17 protein-coding genes are annotated in these 23864 nt (G+C 70.6%); 11 read left to right on the top strand and 6 right to left on the bottom strand.

Annotation, left to right across the window (positions count from 1 at the left end; translation table 11 throughout):
• Window positions 1–242 precede the first annotated feature (242 nt).
• From ACX9TP_RS16660 to ACX9TP_RS16625, 8 genes are all read left to right on the top strand, one after another.
• Window positions 243–1472: a heparin lyase I family protein gene (locus ACX9TP_RS16660; protein WP_482980709.1), complete on the top strand. Its 1230-nt coding sequence runs from the start codon at window positions 243–245 to the stop codon at window positions 1470–1472.
• An 85-nt stretch (window positions 1473–1557) separates the two neighbouring features.
• Window positions 1558–1875: a putative quinol monooxygenase gene (locus ACX9TP_RS16655; RefSeq protein ID WP_482980708.1), complete on the top strand. Its 318-nt coding sequence runs from the start codon at window positions 1558–1560 to the stop codon at window positions 1873–1875.
• Between the two features lies 1 nt (window position 1876).
• Window positions 1877–3043 (top strand): iron-containing alcohol dehydrogenase, encoded by a 1167-nt coding sequence (locus tag ACX9TP_RS16650; RefSeq protein ID WP_482980707.1) that lies wholly within the window; start codon window positions 1877–1879, stop codon window positions 3041–3043.
• Between the two features lie 22 nt (window positions 3044–3065).
• On the top strand, window positions 3066–3803 hold the full coding sequence (locus tag ACX9TP_RS16645; protein WP_482980706.1) for a dienelactone hydrolase family protein: 738 nt from the start codon (window positions 3066–3068) through the stop codon (window positions 3801–3803).
• 124 nt (window positions 3804–3927) lie between these two features.
• A complete protein-coding gene (locus ACX9TP_RS16640) occupies window positions 3928–7404 on the top strand; it encodes an ATP-binding protein (protein ID WP_482980705.1) in 3477 nt (1158 codons plus the stop codon).
• Window positions 7401–7757, top strand: coding sequence for a response regulator (locus ACX9TP_RS16635; protein WP_482980704.1), 357 nt, complete (start codon window positions 7401–7403; stop codon window positions 7755–7757). The genes ACX9TP_RS16640 and ACX9TP_RS16635 overlap by 4 nt, the downstream gene beginning before the upstream one ends.
• A gap of 311 nt (window positions 7758–8068) precedes the next feature.
• Entirely contained in the window at window positions 8069–9205 is a 1137-nt protein-coding gene (gene srmL / locus ACX9TP_RS16630; RefSeq protein WP_482980703.1) for a PheS-related mystery ligase SrmL, read from the top strand.
• Window positions 9206–9328: 123 nt separating this feature from the next.
• Complete coding sequence (locus ACX9TP_RS16625) at window positions 9329–9844, top strand: hypothetical protein (protein ID WP_482980702.1); 516 nt, start codon at window positions 9329–9331, stop codon at window positions 9842–9844.
• Between the two features lie 6 nt (window positions 9845–9850).
• On the opposite strand, the gene ACX9TP_RS16620 is transcribed toward ACX9TP_RS16625, so the two are convergent.
• From ACX9TP_RS16620 to ACX9TP_RS16600, 5 genes are all read right to left on the bottom strand, one after another.
• The gene (locus tag ACX9TP_RS16620) at window positions 9851–11380 is read right to left on the bottom strand and encodes a pyridoxal phosphate-dependent decarboxylase family protein (protein WP_482980701.1); all 1530 of its coding nucleotides are present in this window, start codon (window positions 11378–11380) and stop codon (window positions 9851–9853) included.
• A 20-nt stretch (window positions 11381–11400) separates the two neighbouring features.
• A complete protein-coding gene (locus ACX9TP_RS16615) occupies window positions 11401–13017 on the bottom strand; it encodes a xylulokinase (protein ID WP_482980700.1) in 1617 nt (538 codons plus the stop codon).
• A 93-nt stretch (window positions 13018–13110) separates the two neighbouring features.
• Window positions 13111–14433, bottom strand: a complete 1323-nt coding sequence (locus tag ACX9TP_RS16610) for a nitrilase-related carbon-nitrogen hydrolase (RefSeq protein WP_482980699.1) — start codon at window positions 14431–14433, stop codon at window positions 13111–13113.
• Complete coding sequence (locus ACX9TP_RS16605) at window positions 14430–15125, bottom strand: hypothetical protein (protein WP_482980698.1); 696 nt, start codon at window positions 15123–15125, stop codon at window positions 14430–14432. Before ACX9TP_RS16605 ends, ACX9TP_RS16610 begins: the two co-directional genes overlap by 4 nt.
• 46 nt (window positions 15126–15171) lie before the next feature.
• The gene (locus ACX9TP_RS16600) at window positions 15172–15909 is read right to left on the bottom strand and encodes a hypothetical protein (RefSeq protein WP_482980697.1); all 738 of its coding nucleotides are present in this window, start codon (window positions 15907–15909) and stop codon (window positions 15172–15174) included.
• A 183-nt stretch (window positions 15910–16092) separates the two neighbouring features.
• Here ACX9TP_RS16600 and ACX9TP_RS16595 point away from each other — a divergent pair, with 183 nt between their 5' ends.
• The gene (locus tag ACX9TP_RS16595) at window positions 16093–17319 is read left to right on the top strand and encodes a linear amide C-N hydrolase (protein ID WP_482980696.1); all 1227 of its coding nucleotides are present in this window, start codon (window positions 16093–16095) and stop codon (window positions 17317–17319) included.
• A 16-nt stretch (window positions 17320–17335) separates the two neighbouring features.
• Here ACX9TP_RS16595 and ACX9TP_RS16590 read toward each other — a convergent pair whose 3' ends face one another.
• Complete coding sequence (locus ACX9TP_RS16590; protein WP_482980695.1) at window positions 17336–18421, bottom strand: YcjF family protein; 1086 nt, start codon at window positions 18419–18421, stop codon at window positions 17336–17338.
• A gap of 75 nt (window positions 18422–18496) precedes the next feature.
• On the opposite strand from ACX9TP_RS16590, the gene ACX9TP_RS16585 reads away from it, so the two are divergent.
• Both ACX9TP_RS16585 and ACX9TP_RS16580 read left to right on the top strand, forming a co-directional pair.
• A complete protein-coding gene (locus ACX9TP_RS16585) occupies window positions 18497–19993 on the top strand; it encodes an ArnT family glycosyltransferase (RefSeq protein WP_482980694.1) in 1497 nt (498 codons plus the stop codon).
• A gap of 264 nt (window positions 19994–20257) precedes the next feature.
• Window positions 20258–23830 (top strand): endopeptidase, encoded by a 3573-nt coding sequence (locus ACX9TP_RS16580; protein ID WP_482980693.1) that lies wholly within the window; start codon window positions 20258–20260, stop codon window positions 23828–23830.
• The last annotated feature ends 34 nt before the right edge of the window (window positions 23831–23864 follow it).

Genomic DNA, 23864 nt, shown 5'->3' with positions numbered 1-23864 from the left:
TACACAATTACAATCAACTTGCATGTAACACGGGGCTACCCTCCCCGCAGGGCAGGCAGGCATGTCCAAGATGTGTTGAGTACGAAATAGTTATCACCGATACTCGTTCTCGTCGCAGTGCGGCGCGCTGGCGCCGCTTCCTTGGAGCAGACCCCACATCTCAAAGCCAAACATCCGCCCGCCCGCTCTCCGCGGCGCGGTCACACTCCCCGTCTGTCTTTGATTCCCCCCCGAGAGCTCACATGAAGAAGACCTTCCTGCTGGTTGGAACCCTGCTGGGTATTGGTGCCGCTGGCTGTGGCGCCTACGAGCCGGCGACTGAAACGGGCGAGGCCCCGGACGGCGACGGCCGGACTGCCGCGGCCGAAGCCCTCACCGCGCAGAACTGCACCCAGCTCGCGGCCTCGTCGGTCATCGCCAGCGGCAATGACGGCAACCTCCCGGCCAACACCCTCGATGACCGGCTCGACACGCGCTGGAGCAACCTCGGCAAGGGCTCGTGGATTGACTACGACCTGGGCGCCACGAAGACGGTGGGCGGCGTCACCGTCGCCTGGCACGGTGGCAACACGCGCGCCAACACCTTCGCGGTGTCCGTCTCTCCGGACGGCATCACCTACACGCCGGTCTACTCCGGCAAGAGCACCGGCACGACGACGGCGGCGGAGACCTATTCCTTCACGCCCGTGTCCGCGCGCCGCGTGCGCATCACCGTCAACGGCAACACCCTGAACGACTGGGCCAGCATCGCCGAGGCGCGCGCCTGCGCCGGCGCCACGACGCCCCCTCCCACCGGCTCCAGCGTCGTCTGGGTGGGTGACTTCGAGACGGGCAGCCGCTCGCAGTGGAGCAGCACGCAGATGGTGAGCGCGGACCGGCTGGCGCTGGTGGCCTCGCCGCTGCGCCAGGGCCGCTACGCCCTCAAGGCCACGGTGAAGCAGGGCGATGACCCCATCAACGCCAGCGGCAACCGCAACGAGCTGGTGCGGATGACGCGCGAGCCGGTGGGCTCCGAGTACTACTACCGCTGGAGCACGATGTTCGACCCCACCTACCCGAGCGCGAGGACGTGGCAGCTCTTCACGCAGTGGCACCACGACGGCAACTCGGGCTCGCCGCCGGTGGAGTTCACCGTCTACGGCGAGGAGATCCGCCTCAACATCGGCGGCAACCCGGGCACCATCGTCTGGCGCACGCCGCTGGTGCGCGGCCAGTGGCTGGACTTCATCTTCCACGTGAAGTGGTCGCCGGACTCCAGCGTGGGCTTCGTGGAGCTGTACCTCAACGGCAAGCTCGTGCTGCCCAAGCGCAACATCGCCACCCAGTTCCCGGGGATGCTCAACTACCTGAAGGTGGGCCTGTACCGGAACGACACCATCGCTCCGGTGGGCATCGTCTACCACGACGGGTGGACCATGGCCCGCAAGCTGGAGGATGTCCTCAGCCCGACGGCGGTCCTCACCGTCCCGTAGCCGCTGCCTGACAGCGAACACGGAGCGCCTCCGGGCCGCAAGGCCGCGCCCCCGCGCGGCCCCGGCCCGGAGTAGCTTCCGGGGCATGTCCCACTCCCTGCTGGTCGTCCATGTCCACGTCCACGTGAAGCCGGAGCACGTGGAGGCCTTTCGCGAGGCCACCCTGGCCAATGCTCGCCAGAGCGTGAAGGAGCCCGGCATCGCCCGCTTCGACGTCATCCAGGACACCGCGGACACGACGCGCTTCGTGCTCGTGGAGGTGTACCGGACGGCGCAGGCCCCGGCCGCGCACAAGGAGACGGCCCACTACCTGCTCTGGCGCGACACGGTGGCGCCGATGATGGCGGAGCCGCGCACCAGCCAGAAGTACATCAACCGCTTCCCCGACGACGCCGGGTGGTGACGTGAGCGGCCTCTCCTTCGAGTTCGCCACCGCCACGCGCATCGTCTTCGGCCCGGGCAGGCTCTCGGAAGCGCCCGAGGTGGTGCGGGGCCTGGGCGGCAGCCGGGTGCTGCTCGTCACCGGGAAACAGTCGGCGCGCGCGCGGCCGCTGCACGAGGCGCTGGAGCGGCTCGGCCTGCCGGTGCGCGTCTTCCCGGTGGACGGCGAGCCCACGGTGGAGCTGGCGCGCGAGGGCACGGCCGTGGCACGCGAGTCCCGCTGCGACGCCGTGGTGGCGTTCGGCGGAGGCAGCGCGCTGGACGCGGGGAAGGCGATTGCGGCGCTGGCCGCGAACGGGGGAGACCCGCTCGACTACCTGGAGGTCATCGGACGGGGCAAGCCGCTCACCCTGGCCTCCCTGCCCTTCGTGGCGATTCCCACGACGGCTGGCACGGGCTCGGAGGTGACGCGCAACGCGGTGCTGGGCTCGAAGGAGGCGAAGGTGAAGGCCAGCCTCCGCAGCCCGCACATGCTGCCGCGCGTGGCGCTGGTGGACCCGGACCTGCTCACCGGGGCACCGGCCGCCGTGCTGGCCTCCAGCGGGCTGGATGCGCTGTCGCAGGTCATCGAGCCGTTCCTCTCCGCGCGCGCCCACCCGCTCACGGACGCCCTGGCACGCGAGGGCATGCGCCGCTCGGCGCGCTCGCTGCGGCGGGCGGTGCTGGAGGGGCCGGACGCGCCCGCGCGCGAGGACCTGGCGCTGGCCAGCCTCTTCGGCGGGCTGTGCCTGGCGAACTCGGGCCTGGGCGCGGTGCACGGCTTCGCGGCGCCGGTGGGCGGCATGTTCGACGCGCCCCATGGCGCGGTGTGCGCGGCGCTGCTGCCGGCGGTGCTGGACGTGAATCTGCGGGCCCTGCGCGCCCGAGCCCCGGAGCACCCGGCGCTGCCTCGCTTCGAGGAGGTGGCGGCGCTCCTGACGGGCCGGCCGGACGCGCGCGCGGAGGAGGCCCTGGCCTGGGTGGAGGAGCTGCGCGCGGCGCTGCGCGTGCCGGGCCTGGGGCGTTATGGGCTGACGGCGGCGGAAGTCCCCTCGCTGGTGGCGAAGGCGAAGGCCGCGAGCAGCATGAAGGCGAACCCCCTGGTGCTCACGGACACGGAGCTCACGGAGATTGCCACCCGTTCGATTTGATTTCCCGGAGGTCACCCCGCGCATGCAGGACGTCGACATCAAGACGGCTGACGGAACGATGGACGCGAAGCTGTTCCAACCCGTGGGCAACGGCCCGTGGCCCGCGGTCATCCTGCTGGTGGATGCGTTTGGCGTCCGCCCCGTGTTCGAGGAGATGGGCCGCCGGCTCGCGAAGGAGGGCTACGTCGTCCTGCTGCCCAACGTCTTCTACCGGGAGGGCCCCGCGTCGAAGCTGGACCTGCACGGCTCCTTCGAGGACGAGGCCTTCAAGAAGCGCATCTACGCGCTCATCGGCGGGCTGACGCCCGAGCGGCTGAAGCTGGACGCAGGCGCGGAGCTGGACTTCCTGGCGCGCCATCCGCACGTGAAGGGGCCGAAGGCCGGGGTGGCCGGGTACTGCATGAGCGGCGGCATCGCGGTGCGCATGGCGGCGGACTTCCCGGACCGCATCGGCGCGGCGGCCTCGTCCCATGGCGGCCGGCTGGCCACGGACGCGCCCGACAGCCCCCACCGCCTCGTCGGCCGGGTGAAGGGCGAGCTGTACTTCGGCCACGCCGACAACGACGGCTCCATGCCGGCCGAGGCCATCCAGAAGCTGGAGGCCGCCCTGAAGGAGTCTGGCGTCAAGCACCGCTCCGAGCTCTACGCGGGCAAGCGCCATGGCTACGCGGTGGCGGGCTCGGCGGCCTTCGACAAGGACGCCGCCGAGCAGCACTGGCAGAGGCTGCTGGAGTTGTTCGGCAGGACGCTGCGGGACTGAGTCCACCAGCGTTCCATTCCCGGCCCCGGGGTGACTGCGTCCGTCCTCTTGTCGACGGTTCGAACCCGGGTCTGGTGAACGCTCGCCTTGTCCCTGGGTGCGAGCATCCGTATCCCATACAGGCATGGGTCCCCAGCGAAAGCTCGAGTGGCTCGCCGGTGGCGGCGAGATGGCGACACTCATCGCGTCGCTGGACTGGTCGAGCTCTCCGCTGGGCCCCATCGACACGTGGCCGCAGAGCCTGCGCACCACCGTAAGTCTGTGTCTCGCCTCGAATTTTCCCATCAACATCATCTGGGGCGACGGCCACAACCAGATCTACAACGAGGGCTATCGCATCGTCTGTGGCGCGGTGCATCCGCGCGCCATGGGCGAGGACTACCGGGTCACCTGGGCGTCCGCCTGGCCAGCCATCGGCGCACCCTTCGAGCGGGCGCTCGCTGGGGAGACGAGCTACCTCGAGAACCAGCGGATGTTCCTCGAGCGCAACGGCTACCCGGAGGAGACCTTCTTCACCTTCTCGCTCAGCCCGATTCGCGACGAAACGGGGAAGGTGGTGGGGCTCTTCCACCCGGTGACCGAGACGACCGCGACGATGCTCGCCCAGCGGCGGACCCGCGCGCTGCGGGACATCGCGGACCGCGCCGGCCGGGCCACGGTCTTCGACGAGGCCTGCGAGCTGCTCCTCGCGTCGCTCGACGAGTACGCCTTCGACGCGCCCTTCGCGCTCCTCTACGTGACGACGCCGGACGGGACGCAGGCCCGGCTCCAGGGGACCTGCCGGACTCCGGCCGGAGGCCCGCTCGCGCCCGAGGTGCTGGAGCTGACGAAGGCGGACGAGGGCGCCGGGTGGCCTCTCTCCCGCGCGGCGCGCAGCGGAAGGGCGGAGCCGGTCCATGACCTGGAGGCCCGGTTCGGGCGCGTGGCCGCGGGCCCCTACCCCGAGCCGCTGGCGACGGCGTTCGTGCTGCCCATCCGGGTGGGTGGCATGGACGCGCCGCTGGGCTTCCTCGTCGTCGGGGCCAGCACGCGGCTGCCGCTCGACGACTCCTACCGGGCCTTCCTGGAGATGCTGGGGGCGGCGGCGAGCGCGGCCCTGGGCAATGCCCGCGCGTACGAGGCGGAGCGGCTCCGGGCCGAGGCGCTCGCGGAGATTGACCAGGCGAAGACGGCCTTCTTCAGCAACGTGAGCCACGAGTTCCGCACGCCGCTCACGCTGCTGCTCGGACCGGTGGAGGACCTGCTGGCCGGGCTGCGTGGGGCGCTGCCGGACGACGCGCGCGGCGACCTGGAGGTGGTGCGCCGCAACGGCCTGCGGCTGCTCAAGCTGGTGAACGCGCTGCTCGACTTCTCCCGCATCGAGGCGGGCCGCGCCCAGGCCTCGGTCGAGCCGACCGACCTGGCCTCGCTCACCCGGGACCTCGCGAGCGCCTTCCGCTCCACCGTCGAGCGCGCGGGCATGCGGTTCGTGGTGGACGTCGAGTCCCTCCCGGACCCGGTGCTCGTGGACCGCGAGATGTGGGAGAAGATCGTCCTCAACCTCGTGTCGAACGCGTTCAAGTTCACCCATGCGGGTGAAATCCGCGTCGAGCTCCGGCGGGAGGGCGGCTTCGCACGGCTGTCGGTGCAGGACTCGGGCATCGGCATTCCCTCGAGCGAGCTCGGGCGCGTGTTCCAGCGCTTCCACCGGGTGCAGGGAGCGAAAGGGCGCACCCACGAGGGCAGCGGCATCGGCCTCGCGCTCGTGCATGAGCTCGCGAAGCTCCATGGCGGCTCGGTCGAGGTGCGCAGCGTCGAGGACGAGGGCTCCACCTTCATCGTCCGCATTCCGCTCGGAAACGCCTACTGGATGGCGAAGCCCGCGCCATTCGATACGCAGCGTCCGCCCTCCACCGCGACGCAGCCCGAGGCCTACGTGGAGGAAACGCTTCGCTGGCTGGAGAACCAGCTCCCCGAGCCGCCGCCCGTGGCGGAGGGTGGGCGCAGGGCAAGGCCTGGCGCGTCCACCGCGGCGAGGCGCGCGGAAGCCCAGGCGGCCGGCGCCCGCCAGCGCATCCTGCTCGCCGACGACAACGCCGACATGCGCGACTATGTCCGGCGCCTCCTCGAGAGCCGCTATCAGGTGACGGTGGCGACGAACGGCGCGGAGGCGCTCCGTGCGGCGCGAGAGTCCCGTCCGGACCTCGTCCTCTCGGACGTGATGATGCCGGTGATGGACGGCATCGAGCTGGTGCAGCGGCTCCGGGCGGACGAGGCGCTGCGCACGCTCCCGGTCATCCTGCTGTCCGCGCGCGCGGGGGAGGAGGCCACGGCGAGCGGGCTCGAGCTCGGCGCGGATGACTACCTGACGAAGCCCTTCTCGACGCGGGAGCTCCTGGCCCGGGTCCAGGCCCAGCTCAGCATGGCGGCGCTGCGCTCGAAGGTGGCGGAGCAGGAGACGCGCGCGGCGAGTCTCGCGCGCCAGCAGGAATGGCTCGAGGCGGTGCTCGACCGTCTGCCGACGCCCACCCTCCTCGTCGACCCGGGCTCGGGCCGGTTCACCTTCGCGAACCGTGCCGCCCAGCAGCTCTCGGAGGGCCCCTTCCCGCCCGACATCGACGCCGCGGAGCGCGGTCGGGAGTTCCGCCTCACCGATGAGGCCGACGCCCCGCTCGCCCCGGAGGAGACCCCGGGGGCCCGGGTCCGCCGCGGGGAGCGCATCCGTGACCTGGAGTCCGTCTGGCACTCGCCCGTCGGGCGGCTCAACATCGTGGTCGACTCCGACATCGTGCCCGCCATCGCCCAGAAGCCCTCGCAGGCCATCATCACCTTCAGGGACATCTCCCGGCTCAAGCGGGTGGAACAGGAGCTGAAGACGCTCCTGGGCGCGCGCGACGAGTTCCTCTCCATCGCCTCGCACGAGCTGAAGACACCCATCACCTCGCTGCGCATGCAGCTGCAGATGACCGAGCGGGCCGTGAGGCCCGAGGAGGGCCGCGTCCCGAGCCCGGAGAAGCTCGCGAGGGCGCTGCGCGTCTCGCTGAAACAGGTGGACCGGCTGACGAGCCTCGTCGAGGACCTCCTCGACGTCGCCCGCATCCGCACGGGCACCTTCGACCTCGCCTTCCAGAAGCTCGACCTCTCCCAGCTCGCCCGCGACGTGCTGGAGCGCCTCTCCGGGCCGCTCGCGCTGGCTGGCTGCAACGTCTACCTGGATGCCCCGCCCGGTCTCCAGGGGGTGTGGGACGGGCGCCGGCTGGAGCAGGTGCTGACGAACCTCCTCTCCAACGCGATGAGGTACGCGCCGGGCGTGCGCCTCGAAGTGCGCCTCACGGCGGCGGGAGAGCTGGCCCGCCTCGAGGTGCGCGACTACGGCCCCGGGGTCGCGGAAGCGCAGCGAGAGAGCATCTTCGAGCGCTTCGACCGGGGCCTCGCCTCACGCAACGACGGAGGGCTCGGCCTGGGACTCTTCATCTCCAAGAAGATCGTGACGGCCCACGGAGGGAGCATCCTGGTGGAAGGCCCACCGGGGGGCGGCGCGAGCTTCATCATCCTGATTCCCCGAGATGCCTCGCACGCGCTGGCCCGTGGCTACACGGCCGCGCCGGGGGGCGCGACATGAGCCGGCGAATCCTCGTCGTGGAGGACGACCTCTACATCCGCGACTCCATCCGCGAGCTGCTCGAGGACGAGGGCCACACCGTGACTTGCGCGGAGAATGGCGCCCAGGCGCTCACCGCGCTGGAGGCGATGCGGCACTCGCCAGACCTCATCCTCCTGGACCTGATGATGCCCGTGAAGGACGGCATCCAGTTCCGCATCGAGCAGCGGGCCGACGCGCGCTTCGCACACATCCCGGTGGTGGTGATGAGCGCCGACCCCCACCTGGAGAGCCGGCGCAGCGTCCTCGACGCCCGCGCCTACCTCCGCAAGCCGGTGGACATCGACCTGCTGCTCTCCGCCGCCGCCGCGTAGACGCCGGAGGGCACTGCCGCGGACGCCCGGGGTGTGCCCCTTGCCAGGAAGCACCGACCTCGTTAACCATGTCGTCATGCACCTCGTGGTGAGCGCTCGTCGATTTAGCCGCCCCCCGGCCCCGTTTGGGAGTCGGGAGGCCGTGCTCTTCGACTGAGCGCACGCCCCTCTCGTTGGTGGAACGCCGTCAGGCGCGACGCCCTCCCGAGCTCGCCGGGGGGACATCCGAAGCCGGCGGCGCAAGGCGGCCTCCCCGCCCGGCGTCCCGGAGACCGCTGCGTCCCATTCCGCCTTCCACCGAGAGGTTTCCCATGTCGTCCGTCTCCGTTTCCATCCTCAGCGCCGAGGAGCTGCGGCGCGCCCTGTCCGTCCGCGACCTCACCGACCCCACCACCGGCCCGCACGCGATGCAGCAGCTCGTGTCCTCCGCGCTGGAGGCGCTGCGCTCCGCCTGGGGCTGCGAGGTCCGCATCCACCGCCAGAGTCCCGTCGTCTCCATCGCCGACAACTACGACCGGCTCCACTACCCGCCCGGCGGCGCCGCCCGGGACGCGCGCTACTCGCGCTACGTCTGTGACACCGCGCTGCTGCGCTCGCAGACCTCGGCCATGATTCCGGGCCTGCTGCGACACGTGGCCTCGGCACCGCCACGGGACGCGCTGCTGGCGTGTCCCGGCCTCGTCTACCGCCGAGACTGCATCGACCGGCTGCACACCGGCGAGCCGCACCAGATGGACCTCTGGCGCATCCGCCGGGGCCCGCCGCTCACGACCGAAGACTTGCGGGAGATGATTGCCACCGTCGTCCGCGCCCTGCTCCCGGGGCGCGAGGTGAAGCTGACGCCCGCCGTCCACCCGTACACCACCGACGGCCTCCAGGTGGACGTGCTCCACGGCACGGAATGGGTGGAGATTGGCGAGTGCGGCCTCGCGCTCCCGGCGCTGCTGGAGGAGAGCGGCCTGGAAGCGGGCACCACCACGGGCCTGGCCATGGGCGTGGGGCTGGACCGCATCCTGATGCTGCGCAAGGGGTTGGACGACATCCGCCTGTTGCGCTCGGCGGATCCGCGGATTGCGTCCCAGCTCCTGGACCTGGAGCCCTACCGCCCCGTGTCCTCCATGCCGGAGGTGCGGAGGGATTTGTCGCTGGTGATGGAGGAACAGCAGACCCCGGAGGAGCTGGGGGACGCCGTGCGCGCGGCGCTGGGCGAGCGCGCGGAGCTGGTGGAGAGCGTGCAGGTGCTCTCGGAAACGCCCTACTCCGGCCTGCCGCCCAGCGCGGTGAAGCGCATGGGCATCGCTCCGGGCCAGAAGAACGTGCTGCTCCGCGTGGTGCTGCGAGCGCTGGACCGCACGCTGACGCATGACGAGTGCAACACGCTCCGGGACGACATCTACGCGGCGCTGCACCGCGGCACCGCGTGGGAGTGGGCGGCACGGCCGCACTGACGCCCATGACGCAATGATGACGGAAGCAACGCGCTCCCGTGGCTCGACGGGGCGCGCCCTTCTCTACCTTGGCGGCCCGCCCGACACCGCCCGTCGGGCGCTCACCGGAAGGGTCCACCCACCATGTCGAACCTCCTCCCCCGTGTCGTGCCGATGGTCGTCGCCGCCTGTGCCCTCGGCGCGTGCTCCAGCGTGCAGCCCGCCACCCGGTCCGCCGAGTCCATCTCGGTGCGCGAAATCAACATCGTCGACGAGAAGGGCCAGGCGCGCATCCGCATCGGCGCGCCGCTGCCCGACCCGCAGGGCCTCAAGCGCGCCGTGAAGGCCTACGGCATCCAGTTCATGAGCCCGGACGGGCAGGAAATCGGAGGGCTCGCCATGCTCGACTCCATCGGCATCCGCGGGCTGTGCTTCGACAGCGAGGAAGGCTACGAGGCGATGTGCGTGGGCCTCATCAAGGGACAGCCCAACATCACCTTCCGCAAGGACTGGAAGGAGCGCATCGTCATCGGCGTGGACAATGGCGTCGCGAGCATCGTCCTCAACGACGCCCAGGAGAAGCCGCACCTGCGCCTCACCGTCGACAAGGACGGCAAGACGCAGGTCGAAGGGGTGACGCCGGCGCCCGCGAGCCGGTAGGCCGCGTCAGACCTTGTAGAGCAGGTCCATGTACTTCTTGAGCAGGTCACTCACGAGCCCTCGGAAGGGGACGCTGGCCGCCATGCCGTAGACGGGCGCCATCGTCCCCTTCTCGCCGGGGTGGGCCTTCACGTGCTCCACCGCGGCGCGCAAGTCGCTCAGGAACCGGTCTGCCACGCCGGGCTGCGCGTGCCGCAGGGTGACGCACAGGTGGACCGCGGCGGGCTTGTGCAGTCCGTTGAGGCTCCACCCGTGCTCGCTCATCTGCTCCATCACCTTGAACACGTCCACCGTCTCCGAGCCGAAGGCGATGACGAACAGCGGGTCCCCCAGCACGTGCAGCTCCGGAATCGCCCGGATGCCCTGCTTGATGGTGACGGCCGTCTCCAGGATGCGGCGGGTGGCCTCCAGGTAGCCCTGCTCGCCCATGCTCACCAGCGACGCCCACGCCGTGGCGATGAGCGCACCGGGCCGGCTGCCGGAGAACGTGGGCGAGAAGTAGATGCCGCCCGGCCAGTCCGTCGCCGTGAAGTACTGGTGCGAGCGCAGCGCCGTCCCCCGGTACAGCACCACGGACGAGCCCTTGGCCGCGTAGCCGAACTTGTGCGTGTCCACGGACATGGACGTGACGCCCGGCAGCCGGAAGTCGAAGGGCGGCACCTCGTAGCCCAGCTTCTTCGCGAAGGGCAGCACGAAGCCGCCCAGACACCCGTCGGTGTGGAAGCCGAGGCGCTTCCTGCGCGCCAGCTCGGACAGCTCGGCGATGGGGTCGATGACGCCGTGGGGGAAGCCCGGCGCGGAGCCAATCAGGACAATCGTATTGCGGGTGATGGCCTTCTTCGTCGCCGCCACGTCCGCGCGGTAGTCCGGCCCCACCGGCACGCGCACCATCTTCACGCCGAAGTAGTGCGCCGCCTTGTCGAAGGCCGGGTGCGCGCTGGACGGCGCCACCATCTCCGGCTTCGTGATTCCCTTCTCCGCCCGCGCCCAATCCCGGTACGTCTTGATGGCGAGCATGATGCTCTCGGTGCCACCGGACGACATGGAGCCGCAGACGTGCTCGCTGGCGGGCTTGCCGGCATTGGCATCATCGGCGCCGAGCATGCTCGCCGTCATGGCCACCACCTCGGCCTCGAACTTGGTGGCGCTGGGCCACAGGTCCGCATGCAGCGGGTTGCTCTGCGAGTGGAGCGCATACACGCGGTTGAGGAAGTCGATGTGGTCCGAGTCCCCGTTGTACACGGCGCCGGACACCCGGCCCTCGCGCCAGCGCGACTCCTCCTGCGACTCCAGCGCCTGCAATTCCTTCAGCACCTCCTCGCGCGGGCGCCCCGTCACCGGAAGATGCTCATACGCGGTCATCTTCCCGCGGTACGGCTTGAGGTCCGCCTCCAGCTCGGACAGCAGCGAGTCCGTCTCCTTCGACAGCAGCTCGCGCACCACCGGCACGGCCTTGAGGTAGCGCTCGGCGGCGGACAGCAGGCGCGGGGGCACGTGGTTCAGCAGGCGCAGTGACTTCGGGTCGGGCAGTGCCATGGGAGGTCCTTTCCGGGCCGTCAGCCGGTCCGGGCGCGGTTGAGGCGCGCGAAGATGGCCTTGTTGGCCTTGTAGAGGTTGACGAACTCGCGGAACAGCTCGTCGTAGAGGGCCCGGTTCTCCGGGTCCGGCTCGTAGGTGCGGGCAATGGGGACGAGCGAGGGAATCTCCTCCACCGTGAGCTGCCCCAGCGCCACCGCCGCCTGGAACGCGGCGCCCCGGGCGTTGGCCAGCACGGGCTCGTCCACCTGCTGGATGGTGCGGCCCAGGACGTCCGCGTGAATCTGGCACCACAGCGGTGAGCGCGCCCCGCCGCCGATGATGCGCAGGGCGTCCAGCCGGCGGCCCACGAACTGCTCCACGTAGGTGAACAGCCAGCGCGAGTTGTAGGCCACACCCTCCATCACCGCGCGGACCATGTGGGCCCGCGTCGTCTTGAGGGACTGGTTGAAGAAGCCGCCGCGCAGCGCCTTGTCGTCCACCGGGCTGCGCTCGCCGTTGAGCCACGGCATGAAGATGAGCCTGTCACTGCCGGCGGGGACGCTGCCGGCCTGGCGCTCCATCAGCTTGTAGACCTCCGCCGAGTCGTCCTCCGCCTCCCCGTCCCCCGGCTTCGTGTCCCGGCCGTAGAGGATGTTGTCCTTGAGGAAGGTGAGGCAGATGCCGGCGGACTCCTGCTCGTTGGCCAGCAGGTAGCGCCCCGGCAGCGCGGAGGGCACGGAGGCCATCTGGTGGAAGAGGTCCGTCTTCTTGTACGGCACGTGGCAGGACAGCCACGAGGACGTGCCCACGCACAGGTGCGGCTCGTTGTCGCGCACCGCGCCGGAGCCCACCGCGGCGGCGAGGATGTCCGGGGCCCCCGTCACCACCTGCACGTCCTCGCGCAGGCCCAGGGCGCGCGCGGCCTCGGGCTGCAGCGGCCCGAGCACCGTGGCGGCGGGCACCAGGTCCGGCAGCTTCTCGCGCGCCAGGCCCGTCATCGCCAGGAGCCGCTCGTCGTAGGCGACGCGGCTGAGCTCGCGGTTGTCCGTCACCCAGTGCAGGGTGATGGAGTCGTACGAGGCGGCGAAGCGGCCGCTCAGCCGCAGGTTGAGCCAGTCCTTCGGCTCCAGGAACTTGTACGTGTTCCGGTAGACCTCCGGCCGCGCGCCCTGGAGGTAGAGGATGTGGCCCACCGGGTCCTTCCCGGACAGGCTCGGCACCCCGCCCGTCAGGCGAATCCAGGTGAGCAGGCGGCGCAGGCCATAGCCCTCGATGGGGATGAGGCCGTGGGCCACGCGCTTCACCTGGGCCGCGCCGCGCGAGTCCATCCAGATGAGCGCGGGGCACAGGGGCCTGCCCGCCGCGTCCACGGCCACGGTGCCGGACCACTGCGAGCTGCAGTTGACGCCGAGGATGTCGTCCGCGCGGACGGCCCCGGACTCCAGCAGCCGCCGCGTGCCGCGGATGATGGCGCGCCACCAGGACTCGGGGTCCTGCTCGGCGCCCCCGTCGGGCAGCAGGGAGAGGTCCAGCGGCTCCACCTCGCCGCCGAGGATGCGTCCCCGCACCGTCACCACCGCGAGCTTCACGGCCGAGGTGCCGAGGTCGATGGCCAGGATGGACTTCTCACCTGCGTGGGACACGCGGCCCTCCATGCGGGGTTCAGGAGCTGGGCGAGGGGCCCTGTCGCCTCCGGACTCTAGGGAGGGCGTAACAGGACTGACCACCGGCGTGCCTGGGAAAGTTGGTTATCTGAAAGCGACCGGCCCGCCCTCCCGCGTGCCGTGCATCGGCAGCGGCAGGAGGGTGCCGTTGTGTCCCGGGGCGCTGCGCGCGAGCACGCGGCCATCCGAGGACACCACCACGGCCACGCCGCCCAGCGAGGCGCGCACGACGGGCACGTGGAGCTCCGCGGCGCGGAGGATGACGGCTCCGATGCTCTGCTGGAGGGCGAAGGTGCTCCCCGCCAGCGGGAAGTCACTGGCGAGCACCGCGACCAGGTCGCCGCCGGCCTCCTGGCCCCGCAGCGCGGTGAGCCGGCTGAAGGCCTCGTAGCAGATGAGCGGCACCACCTTCCGCGCGCCGAGGCTCAGCAGCGGAGGGAGCCGGCTGGGAGTGAAGGGCTCGCTCCGCCCTCGCAGGCCCCAGAACTCCCGCTCGCCGACGGGCACGAGCACGGCCTTCCCGCGCGCCTCCAGCAACCGCCCCTCCGCGTCGACGACACCGGCGGCGTTGAAGTACCCCTCCGGCGTCTTGAGCGTCAGCCCCGCGACGCCGGGGAGGCCGGGGCGGGAGGCGAAGGAGGAGAGCTTCATTGGCGGGGCCACGGCCCCCTCCGGCGCGCGCCAGTTTCCGGGCACCGTGCCCTCGGGCCAGATGAGCAGCGCCGTCCCCGGGGGCGCCTCGGTGGGCAGGTGGGCCAGCGAGGCCACGTGGACCACGCCCACGCCCTGGAGCGCGTCGTCCGAGGCGGGGATGCGCGGCAGCACGCCGAGCGCGACGAGCACGAGCGCGGCGGGGACCAGCAGGCGGCCGCGCCGCAGGGCCACCGCCTCGCCGAAGCTCACCGCGGCGTAGAGGCACAGCAGGAGCGCGGGCACCCACCCCACAAAGGCGAGCGCCCGCAGCAGGGGCGGCGTGGCCCACTGCGAATGCAGCAACTGCGTCATCGAGAAGCCGGCGCCCACCTCCAGCCCCAGCTCGCCCAGGGCCCAGGCGCCCGGAAGCCACCAGCGCACGGGCAGGCGCCGCGCGGGAGTGGCCACCAGCACGAAGAGCGGCACCTGCGACAGCAATCCCGTGCTCACCCAGCCGAGCACCGCCACGGGGGCACCCGACACGAGCGAGCCGTCCGCGTAATGGCGCGCCGTGTCCACCCACCAGTGCAGGGCCACGCACTGCCGCGCCAGCACCGCCAGCGCGAGCGCGCCCAGCGCATGACGCCTGTCGGGAGCGCGGTGGAGCGCCACGGCCAGCAGCGCGACGCCCACCCACGCCCCCGGCTGGGCCTGGGGCCAGAGGAAGGCGGCTCCTTGCAGGAGCCCCGCGGCCAACGCGAGCACCAGGCTCATCGCCTGCGAAACCGCTCGGGGGGGACGGGAGCCAGCGCCACCGAGCCGGAGCCCTGGAGCGGAACGCCCACCAGGTTCGGCAGCTTGCGCACGAGGTGCGCCTCCAGGGCCGCCACGTCCCACGCCTCCAGCCGCGCCTGCGCGTCCTCGAGCGCGGCGGCATCCAGGCGCCAGCGCTCCAGCGCCTTGCCGGAGCGGGTGCGCACGGAGCCCGCGCGCTGCTCCGCGGAGCCGGCCTGGAAGAAGCCGTCCTCGTAGAGCAGCCCATCCACGGGAAGCTTGTAGGTGGCGCCGACCACCAGCGCGGCGGGCACCTCGTCGGCCAGCGCCTCCAGCAGCGGCAGGGAGAAGCCGTAGCAGGTGTCCAGCACGATGAGCCCCGGCCGGTAGCAGCGCGCGACGCGGGCAAGCCGCGCGGGGTCGCCGTTGAGGTACGTCGGCGGCGAGCTGTGGCCGCTGACGATGAGCACCTCGGCCTGCGCGCCCCAGGGGCACGAGAAGTCCTCCAGGGTGACGAGGCCACACCGGCCGTCGGTGCAGGGCGACTGCCGCACCGAGGCCCGGTCGTCCCGGGAGAAGACCGAGACGATGCGCGGGCGCCCGTCGGACTCCGGGCCGGGGGCCTGCCCCGAAGAGCAGGCCCCCAGCAGGAGCGACAGGAGCCAGGAGACGGGAAGCGGGAGCGGGCGCATGTTCGAGAGAGCCACCACCGGACCCGGCACCTGGCTCAGCCAGAGACTACCAGCAGGAGCAACCCACCTGGCTGCAGTAGTCGCGGCAGTACTGGGACATGCTGTTGGTGATCTTGCAGCCGTTGCGCGAGAACTCGCGGCTGCAGAGGTACCAGGAGCCCGTCCACCAGACGACGACGATGACGGTCACCACCACGGTGCCGCGCGCCGTGTCGCTCTCCGGAACGTACTGGGCGACGATGTCGAGCAGCGTCATCAGCGCGGAGTCGGAGACCTCCTCCAGGATGCCCGTCTTGTGGATGAGCTCGGCGGCCTGCTGCTCGTTCTGGGCGAACTGGTCACCGACCTTCACCGTCTTGTCCGGGTTGAAGACCAGCGGCAGCGAGGCCTTCTCGGTGTGGATCCACGCCGCGCCCGACTCGTCGTTGATGACGTAGACGGTGGTCTGGCCGGTCTCCTCATCCTTGATTTCGATACGCGTCTCACCCTCGCCGCGAGCCAGCTGCTGGCTCAGGAAGAACGAGAAGGCGCGGGGCGCCGACTTCGCCGTCTGGACCATCAGCCGGCCGTACCGCTCCAGGTGGCCGTTCACCTCGCGCGCCTCCTCGACCTGCCGCGAGATGATGTTGCCCTTGAGCAGCTTCGCCTGCTCCAGGGACCAGGGTGCGGCCTCCGGCGACCGGCTGCAGCCGAACTGGATGGTGAAGATGCCGAGCATCAGCAGCGTGGTGCCCATGCGCAGGATGTGACGGGCGGGATTCTCGATGTTGCTTCGCGGGGACAAGACGGCCTCCATGGGGTGTGGGAATGCCAGCGCAGGAAACGGCGCCCTGGCACTGTCAAGCCTATTCCGACCGCAGAACCCGCAAAAGGATGGCTCTAGTGGTATCCCGCTAATCCTACGAATTCATGCGAGTCCTGAATGACCCGCTTTCACAACTGGAGCGGCCCCGCCGTCGGATGGGGAATGTGCACGAACCTGATGATCAGCGTCCCCTCCAACCCCGGTGAGCGAGCCCCAGACGCGGCGCGGACGTTCGTGAGCGCGCGAGCGATGGAGATGCCGGGGGTTATCGAGCAGAGCGTCTACGTCATGCCGAGCAGGCATTCCTGGCCGCTGCACCCGGTCACTCCCCATGCGGCGGTCAAGGGCTGGACGACGCTCCATTGGACCAACCGCCATGGCTTCGTGGGTATCGCCCCTTCCGGGAGCACCTGGAGCTCGATGCCGACCTTCAACGACGGCATCAACAGCGAGGGGCTGTCCGTCGGAGCGCTGTGGCTCGCCCCCGGTACCGAGTACGGCCACATCGGGACGCAGCGCAATCAGGTGTCGTTCCTGGATTTTCCCGCGTGGATTCTCGGCAACTTCGCGTCGGTCGAAGACTTCCTGTCGGCCTTCCAGGACATCACCGTCGTGGGGCCGCCGCCGGGAAGTCATTTCTATATCCCGCTGCACTACATCGTGACGGACCGCACCGGCCAGAGCGCCGTCATCGAGTTCATCGGGGGCAAGCCCAGGGTCTACGCGAGCACCAACGGCGTCTTGACCAACTGGCCGACCTACGACTGGCAGCTGACGAACGTCAAAAACTACTTCAACCTGACGCTCGTCGGCAGCGGCACCTCCGCCTCGGGTGCCGGCAATCCCGTCGGAGGCGGCCTGGTCGGACTGCCCGGCGACTCGCTGCCCGCCTCGCGCTTCGTCAGGGCGACGATTCTCTCCCAGGGCATCAGCCAGCTCCCGGCGGATGGGCGGGGGTGGCTGCCGGCGCCTGGCGTCTTCCATACGATGCCGCCGCAGAAGGACCCGCCCGGCTTCGCCGGTCCAGAGCAGACCGCGGTCATGGTCGCCCTGCAGCTCACGCAGATCTGCATGGGGACGCCGTACGGGATGTTGCTGGAGACGGTGAAGAGCTCGCCGTCCACGACGGGAACCCTCGCCACCGAGCCGCCCTCGTATACGACCACGTACGGCGACTACACGATGTGGACGAGCGTGCGCGACCACACGAATCGCAAGTACTACTTCATGTCCGCGTTCAGCGGGCTGCTCACGATGATTGACCTGCGCGCGCTGAACTTCGCCACCACCCGGGCGTACCCGCACGCCGCGAGCATCGCGGTCCTGCCCCAGGGGAACGCGCCGTGGAACGTGGATGCGACGAAGCTGCTCACGCCGGCACGCGTGTGACTCCGACGTCGCGGGTTCATCTCTGGCGGCCGACCAGCTCTTCCTTGAAGGCCTGGGCCACCTCGTCCGCGGTGGGAAAGCCGCCCGCGCGCTGTTGCATGAGGCGGGCGAGAACGGCGACGTAGGCCTCCCCGAACAGGGTGGTGAGGCTGCCGGCCACGGAGGCGGAGATGAGGCCCCCCACCAGGGTGCCGGCCCCCGGCAGCAGCTTGAGCATCCCGGAGACGAGGGACTGGCCCGTGAAGGTGGCGCCCAGTCCCGTGACGGCCGAGCTCACCAGCGTGGTGAGGAACGCCTCGGTGAGGGGCAGGCCGAAGACGCTGCTGATGCCCGCCAGCATCCCCACCTGGAGGGGGACGAGGAGGGCCGCATCAGCAAAAGGGAGGGGGTTGAGCCCTCCTATGGCGGCGGCGGTGGTGGCGGCGCCCAGGACGATGCCGTGGGCGCGCTTGCGCTTCTGCTCGATGCTCACGCGCTGGGCGGCGGCGAAGGCGTTGCGCTGGGCCTCGGGGACCAGCTCCATGGTGATGTCCACCAGCTCGGTCAGCCCGCGCGGCTGGAGCGTATGGCCCTCGTCGTCCGTCTCCGCGAGCGCGCGCACCCGCATGACATTGCGCGCCTGGGGCAGCAGCCGCTGCACCTCGTCACGGAACCCCTGGTCGCTCCGGGCCTTGGTGACCACGGCCACCACGGGGACGTAGCGGGCGAGCATCTCGCACACCTGGATGTCGCCGTCTTCCACGCGCCGGGAGTCCTCGCCGATGCACAGCCAGGCGACATGGACATGGCGTCCCGCGTCCTCATCCCGGGCGCGCGAGCGGACCAACTCCTCGAGCTCCTTCACCGTGTCCCGGAAGCCCGCCATCTCCAGGCCGCGCGTGTCGATGAGGGTGACGGGGACGCCCTCCTTGGTGTACTCGCGCGCCTCCTGGGTGACGGGGCGGCCCTGGCCCGTCTCCGCGATGCGCCCGTGGAAGATGGCGTTGATGAGCGTGCTCTTCCCCACGCCGCTGCGGCCCGCGATGATGAGGGTGACCCGTCCGCGCTTGCGGAAGGCCTCCTCTATCTGCTTGCGCACCTCGTCACCGATGTTGAAGTCCATGGCACGAGTCTACGGGACAGTCGCGCGGGAGCGCTCCGGCGCGTCTACAGTAGGCCTCCGGACCTGGGGGTGGGCATGCACCGGCTCTTCATCAGCGCGCGGCAGCTGTGGACGCGGCACCCGGTGGCCCTGGGTGTCGTGGCGACGTTCGGCCTGAGCCTGCTCCTTCGCTGGCTCTACCTCCAGGCGTCCCCGGACCGGACCTGGCCCTTCTCCATCTTCTTCTACGGCGACTCGCGCTTCTTCCACACGTACGCGGTGGACTGGGCACGGGAGAAGCCGGCGCCGGCCACCCTCCCCTACCACCCGCCCCTGTTCCCCTGGTGCCTGGGGCTGCTCTACCGCGCCATGGGCGAGCCGCAGGGCAGCGCGTACCCGTACAAGCTCGTGCTCGCGGTGCTGAACTCGGCCACGGTGGCCCTCACGTGGGTGTGGTGGCGCCGGGTGCTCGGCACCGGCTGGAGCCTGCTCGGCGCGGCCCTCTTCGCGTCCAGCTTCGGCTGGCTGGTGCTCTCCACCACGTACAGCAACGAAGTCCTCTACGCCCTCTTCCTGTCCGCCACCTGCGCGCTGATGCTGCGGCACCGCGCCGGGCCGTCATGGGGCGGCGCCGTGCTGCTGGGCGCCGTCATGGGGCTGGGCTCGCTCACCCGCGCCGAGCACCTCTACCTCTGGCCCTTCCTGCTCGCGTGGGCGTGGCTGTACCGGGGGAAGACGCCGCTGCCCGCGCTGGCGGTGCGCTGGGGCGCGGCGGTGCTCGTCAGCGCGCTCGTCCTGGCGCCGTGGGCCGTGCGCAACGCGCGCGTGCTGGCGGAAATCAACGCGCGCACGCCGGGACTGGAGCCGCTGCCGGAGCTGGCCCCCGTCACCGTCTACGGCCCCATCAACTTCGCCATGGCCAACCACGCCGGAGCCACGGGCGGCTTCACGCCGGACGCCGTCAACCGGCTCGGCCAGGACGGCAACCTGGACGTGGCCAACCCCGCCCAGCGCCGCCTGCTCCTGCACGGCTACGCGGAGGGGCTGGCGTGGATGCGCGAGCACCCCGCCGACGCGGCCCGCCTGGGCGTGGCCAAGCTCGACCGGTGGCTGGACGGCCTGGGCCTGGGCTTCGGCGCGTCCAACCTGCCCTCGGGACTGAGCGGCAACCGCGCGCCCGTGGACCTCTTCGTCCCCGAGGGCGCCTGGCTGAAGTGGCCGCTGCTCCTGCTGCTCCTCGCCGGCGCCGCGCTGTCGCTCCTGCCCCCGTGGCGCGCGTACGCCCTCTTCACCGCGGTGGTGCTGCACCGCGCCCTCATCACCCTCGCCTTCTTCGGCTACACGCGCGGCCTGCTCGCCATCTTCCCCGCGCTCCTCCCGCTGCTGCTCCTCCCGCTCGTCGCCCTCGCCGCGCGCCGGCCCACGCTGGCCCCGCGGCTGCCCGCCTTCGCCGCCGCCGCGCTGTTGCTGCTGTGGGTGGAGGCCGGCACCCTCGCGCTCGGCGCACCGCGCGGCTTCATGGCCAGCGGCAGCACCGACAGCGCCAGCGGCAAGCTCATCCAGGACGACTGGGTGCGCATCTGGCCGCGCTGACCGCGAAACAAGCAGTCAATAAAAATCCAACACGGCGATAACGATTCATGCTCCGGGGCAGGGCCGGTTTCACAATCCGTCTGGGGAAATGTCCGTGAGTTAACACTCCTACCCCTTGATTTCCTTGGCGTGCGGCTTTTGTAGGTCTACCTGGGAATTACCCGGATTCAGTTTTTGTTTCAGGACCGCTAATGCGTTCTCCGGGCTCCGTCTGTGGAGCCTGCCCGGGCCCGTAACCCCACGGGCCCCGCAGAGGAGAAACGCATGCGCCACACCAAGGTGTCAGCAGCATGTCTCGTCCTGCTCTTGGGAGCAGCGAGCTGGGCGTTCCAGCCCCCGCAGAACGGGCAGAGTGCCGTCGCCGGCAAGGCCTTCTTCAAGCCCGAGCTGTATCTGCCCATCCAGAACGTCCCGTTGGACACGGCGCGCCAGAGCATGAGCGCGACCACGGAGGACGCGTGGGACGCGTTCTTCTCCAAGAACGGGAAGTCCTTCAACATCTACATCGACCCGCGCACCGGCTCCCCCACGGCCGTGCAGGGCTCCATCCCCCTCATCCCGGGTGACGGCTTCAACAACAAGGTGACGATGGACGCGGTGCGCGAGTCCATTGGCCGCTCCGTGGCGGGCGTGGACGCCAGCGTCGTCGAGGACCTGGTCCTCAAGTTCATCGCGGACAACCAGGCCGCCTTCAACATCGACCTGATGCAGCTGGGTCAGCCCAAGGTGACGCAGGTCAGCGAGCACCTGTGGCAGGTGCACATTCCCCAGCAGGTGAACGGCGTCATCGTGCGCCACGCGCGCGTGGCCGCCACCATCAGCCACGGCAACCTCATCCTCCTGGGCACCGAGGCCTGGGCCAACGTGGGCATCGACACCCGCCCCGCCTTCGGCCCCGCAGACGCGCTGTCCGCCGGCAACACCTTCGTCGGCTTCGCCGTCACCCCGCAGGAGCTGTGGCAGCAGCCCACGCTCGAGGTCGCCCCCGTCGCCCGCCAGGGTGAGGCGTTCAACGGCGCCGTCGGCACCGGCTATGAGCACCAGCTCGTCTATGCGTACGGCTTCCAGGACCCCAACGCCCAGCAGCGCTGGAAGGTGACGGTGGACGCGCTCTCCGGCGAGGTCCTGGCCATCGAGGACGACAACCACTACTTCGACGCGCAGTACACCGGCGGCGTCTACCCCTCCACCAACATCGGCACCTGCACCGACAACACGGTGTGCGGCACCATGCAGCCGAACACGCCCATGCCCTGGGCCAACACCGGCCTGGCCTCGCCCAACAACTTCACGGACGGCGCGGGCGTCTACAACTACAGCTCCGGCACCACCACCACCACGCTGGCCGGCAAGTACGTCCGCGTGGCCGACAGCTGCGGCGCGGTGAGCGTCAGCACCAGCACGGGCAACCTCAACCTGGGTGGCGTGAACAACGACCACGACTGCACCGTGCCCGCCGGCACCTCCGCGGGCAACACCGCCGCGGCGCGCTCCAGCTTCTACGAGCTGGGCAAGCTGGCCGAGCAGGCCCGCGGCTGGCTCCCGACCAACACCTGGCTCCAGGGCCAGCTGGTCTCCAACGTCAACATCAACAGCACCTGCAACGCCTTCTGGAACGGCTCCTCCGTCAACTTCTACCGCAGCGGCGGTGGCTGCCGGAACACGGGTGAGATTGGCGCCGTGTTCGACCACGAGTGGGGCCATGGCATCGACGACTTCGACGCCAACGGCACGCTGTCCAACTCCTCCGAGGGCTACGCGGACATCGCGGCCATCTACCGCCTGCAGACGTCCTGCGTGGGCTACGGCTTCTTCCAGACCAGCAACCGCGGCTGCGGCCTGACGCCGGACGGCTCCGGCTACAACCAGCAGGAGGCCCAGGTCTCCGGCCAGTCGTGGTGCAACACCAAGTGCTCCGGCGTGCGCGACGCGGACTGGGCGGCCAGCGTGAACAACGTCCCGGCCACCCCGCAGAACTTCGTGTGCCCCATGTGCAGCTCCAGCACCGGCCCCTGCGGCCGTCAGGTGCACTGCGCCGCGTCCCCCGCGCGCCAGGCCGCCTGGGACCTCGTCACGCGTGATTTGACGGCGGCGCCCTTCAACATGGACTCCAACACGGCGTTCATCACCGCGAACAAGATCTTCTACCAGGGCAGCGGCAACATCGGCACGTGGCACGGCTGCAACTGCACCGCCGGCACCTCCGACGGCTGCGGCGCCACCAACGGCTACATGCAGTGGCTGGCCGCGGACGACGACAACGGCAACCTGGCCGACGGCACGCCGCACATGACGGCCATCTACGCCGCGTACAACCGCCACAACATCGCCTGCTCCACGCCGGCCCCGACGAACGGCGGCTGCGCCGCCGGCCCCACCGCCGCCCCCACGCACACCGCGACGCCGGGCGACGGCCAGGTGTCCCTCAACTGGACGGCGTCCGCGGGCGCCAACCAGTACTGGGTGATGAAGACGGAGGGCTTCGCCGGCTGTGACTTCGGCAAGGCGAAGATTGCCACCGTCACCGGCACCAGCTACGTCGACGGCGAGGTCGCCAACGGCCGGCAGTACTGCTACTCCATCGTCCCGGCCTCCTCCAACGCGTGCTTCGGCCGCGCCAGCACGTGCAGCTGCGCCACGCCGGCCTGCACCGCGCCGGGCGTCGCCACGCTGTCCACCCCCGCCAACGGCGCCACCGGCGTGGAGCCCCTCGCCGTGCTGGACTGGGCCGACGTGTCCGGCGCCTCCACGTACGAGGTCCAGGTGGCCACCGACTCCGCCTTCACCAACGTCGTGGCCACCGCCACCACGCTGGCGACGAGCACCTGGACGGTGTCCCCCGCCCTCAACACCACCACCTCGTACTTCTGGCGCGTCCGCGCGAAGAACTCGTGCGGCGGCACCGGTGCCTGGTCGTCGGCGTTCTCGTTCACCACGCGCGGCTGCGTTGCCCTGGCCGCGCCCACGCTGGTCAGCCCGGCCAACGGGGCCACGGGCGTCGCCACCTCCGCGCCGCTCGACTGGAGCGACGTGACGGGCGCCGCCCGCTACGAGGTGCAGGTCGCCACCGACTCCGCGTTCACCAACGTGGTGCGCTCCAACACCACGCTGTCGTCCAGCAACTGGACGGTGACGGCGGCCCTCTCCAGCTCCACCGTGTACTACTGGCGGGCCCGCGCGGCGGACAGCTGCGGCACGAGCGCCTACAGCGCCACGAACAGCTTCACCACCACCAGCGTCTGCACGCCCGTCACCGCCTCCTATGACAGCACCCGCCGGGCTCCGACCTGCGGCACGGTGTGCGGCTGCGACACCGGCCCCACGCTGGTCAACGGCCGCGGCACGATGTCCGGCGGCGTCGAGCCCAACCAGCCCAACACCATCGGCGCCACGTGCACGGACGGCGCCAGTGGCACGTACCACTCCGACGAGAGCATCGACCGGGTGGTCATCCGGACGGTGGACCAGGGTGCGTTCGCCGTCGGCAAGCAGGTGACGGTGCAGGTGACGGCCTGGTGCTGGGGCACGTCGGACCAGCTCGACCTGTACTACACGACCAACGCCGGGACTCCGGCCTGGACGACGCTCATCACCGCCCAGGCCTGCACGGCGAGCGGCACGCGCACGTTCACGCATACGTTCAACCTGGGCGCGACGACGGGCACGCACGCCATCCGCGCGCAGTTCCGCTACGGCGGCACGGCCAGCAGCGCCTGCGTCACCGGCAGCTACAACGACCATGACGACCTGGTGTTCGGCGTCGGCGCGGCGGTGGCTGCCGGCCCGTCGGGCAAGAAGAACACCTCTCAGGGCCGCGCCGCTCCGGCGGACCGCTGAAGTCGCTTCTTCTTCGCTGACTGAATGAGTGAAG

The sequence above is a fragment of the Pyxidicoccus sp. M15 genome (assembly GCF_056858435.1).
This window is presented reverse-complemented; position numbering and strand designations above follow the sequence as displayed.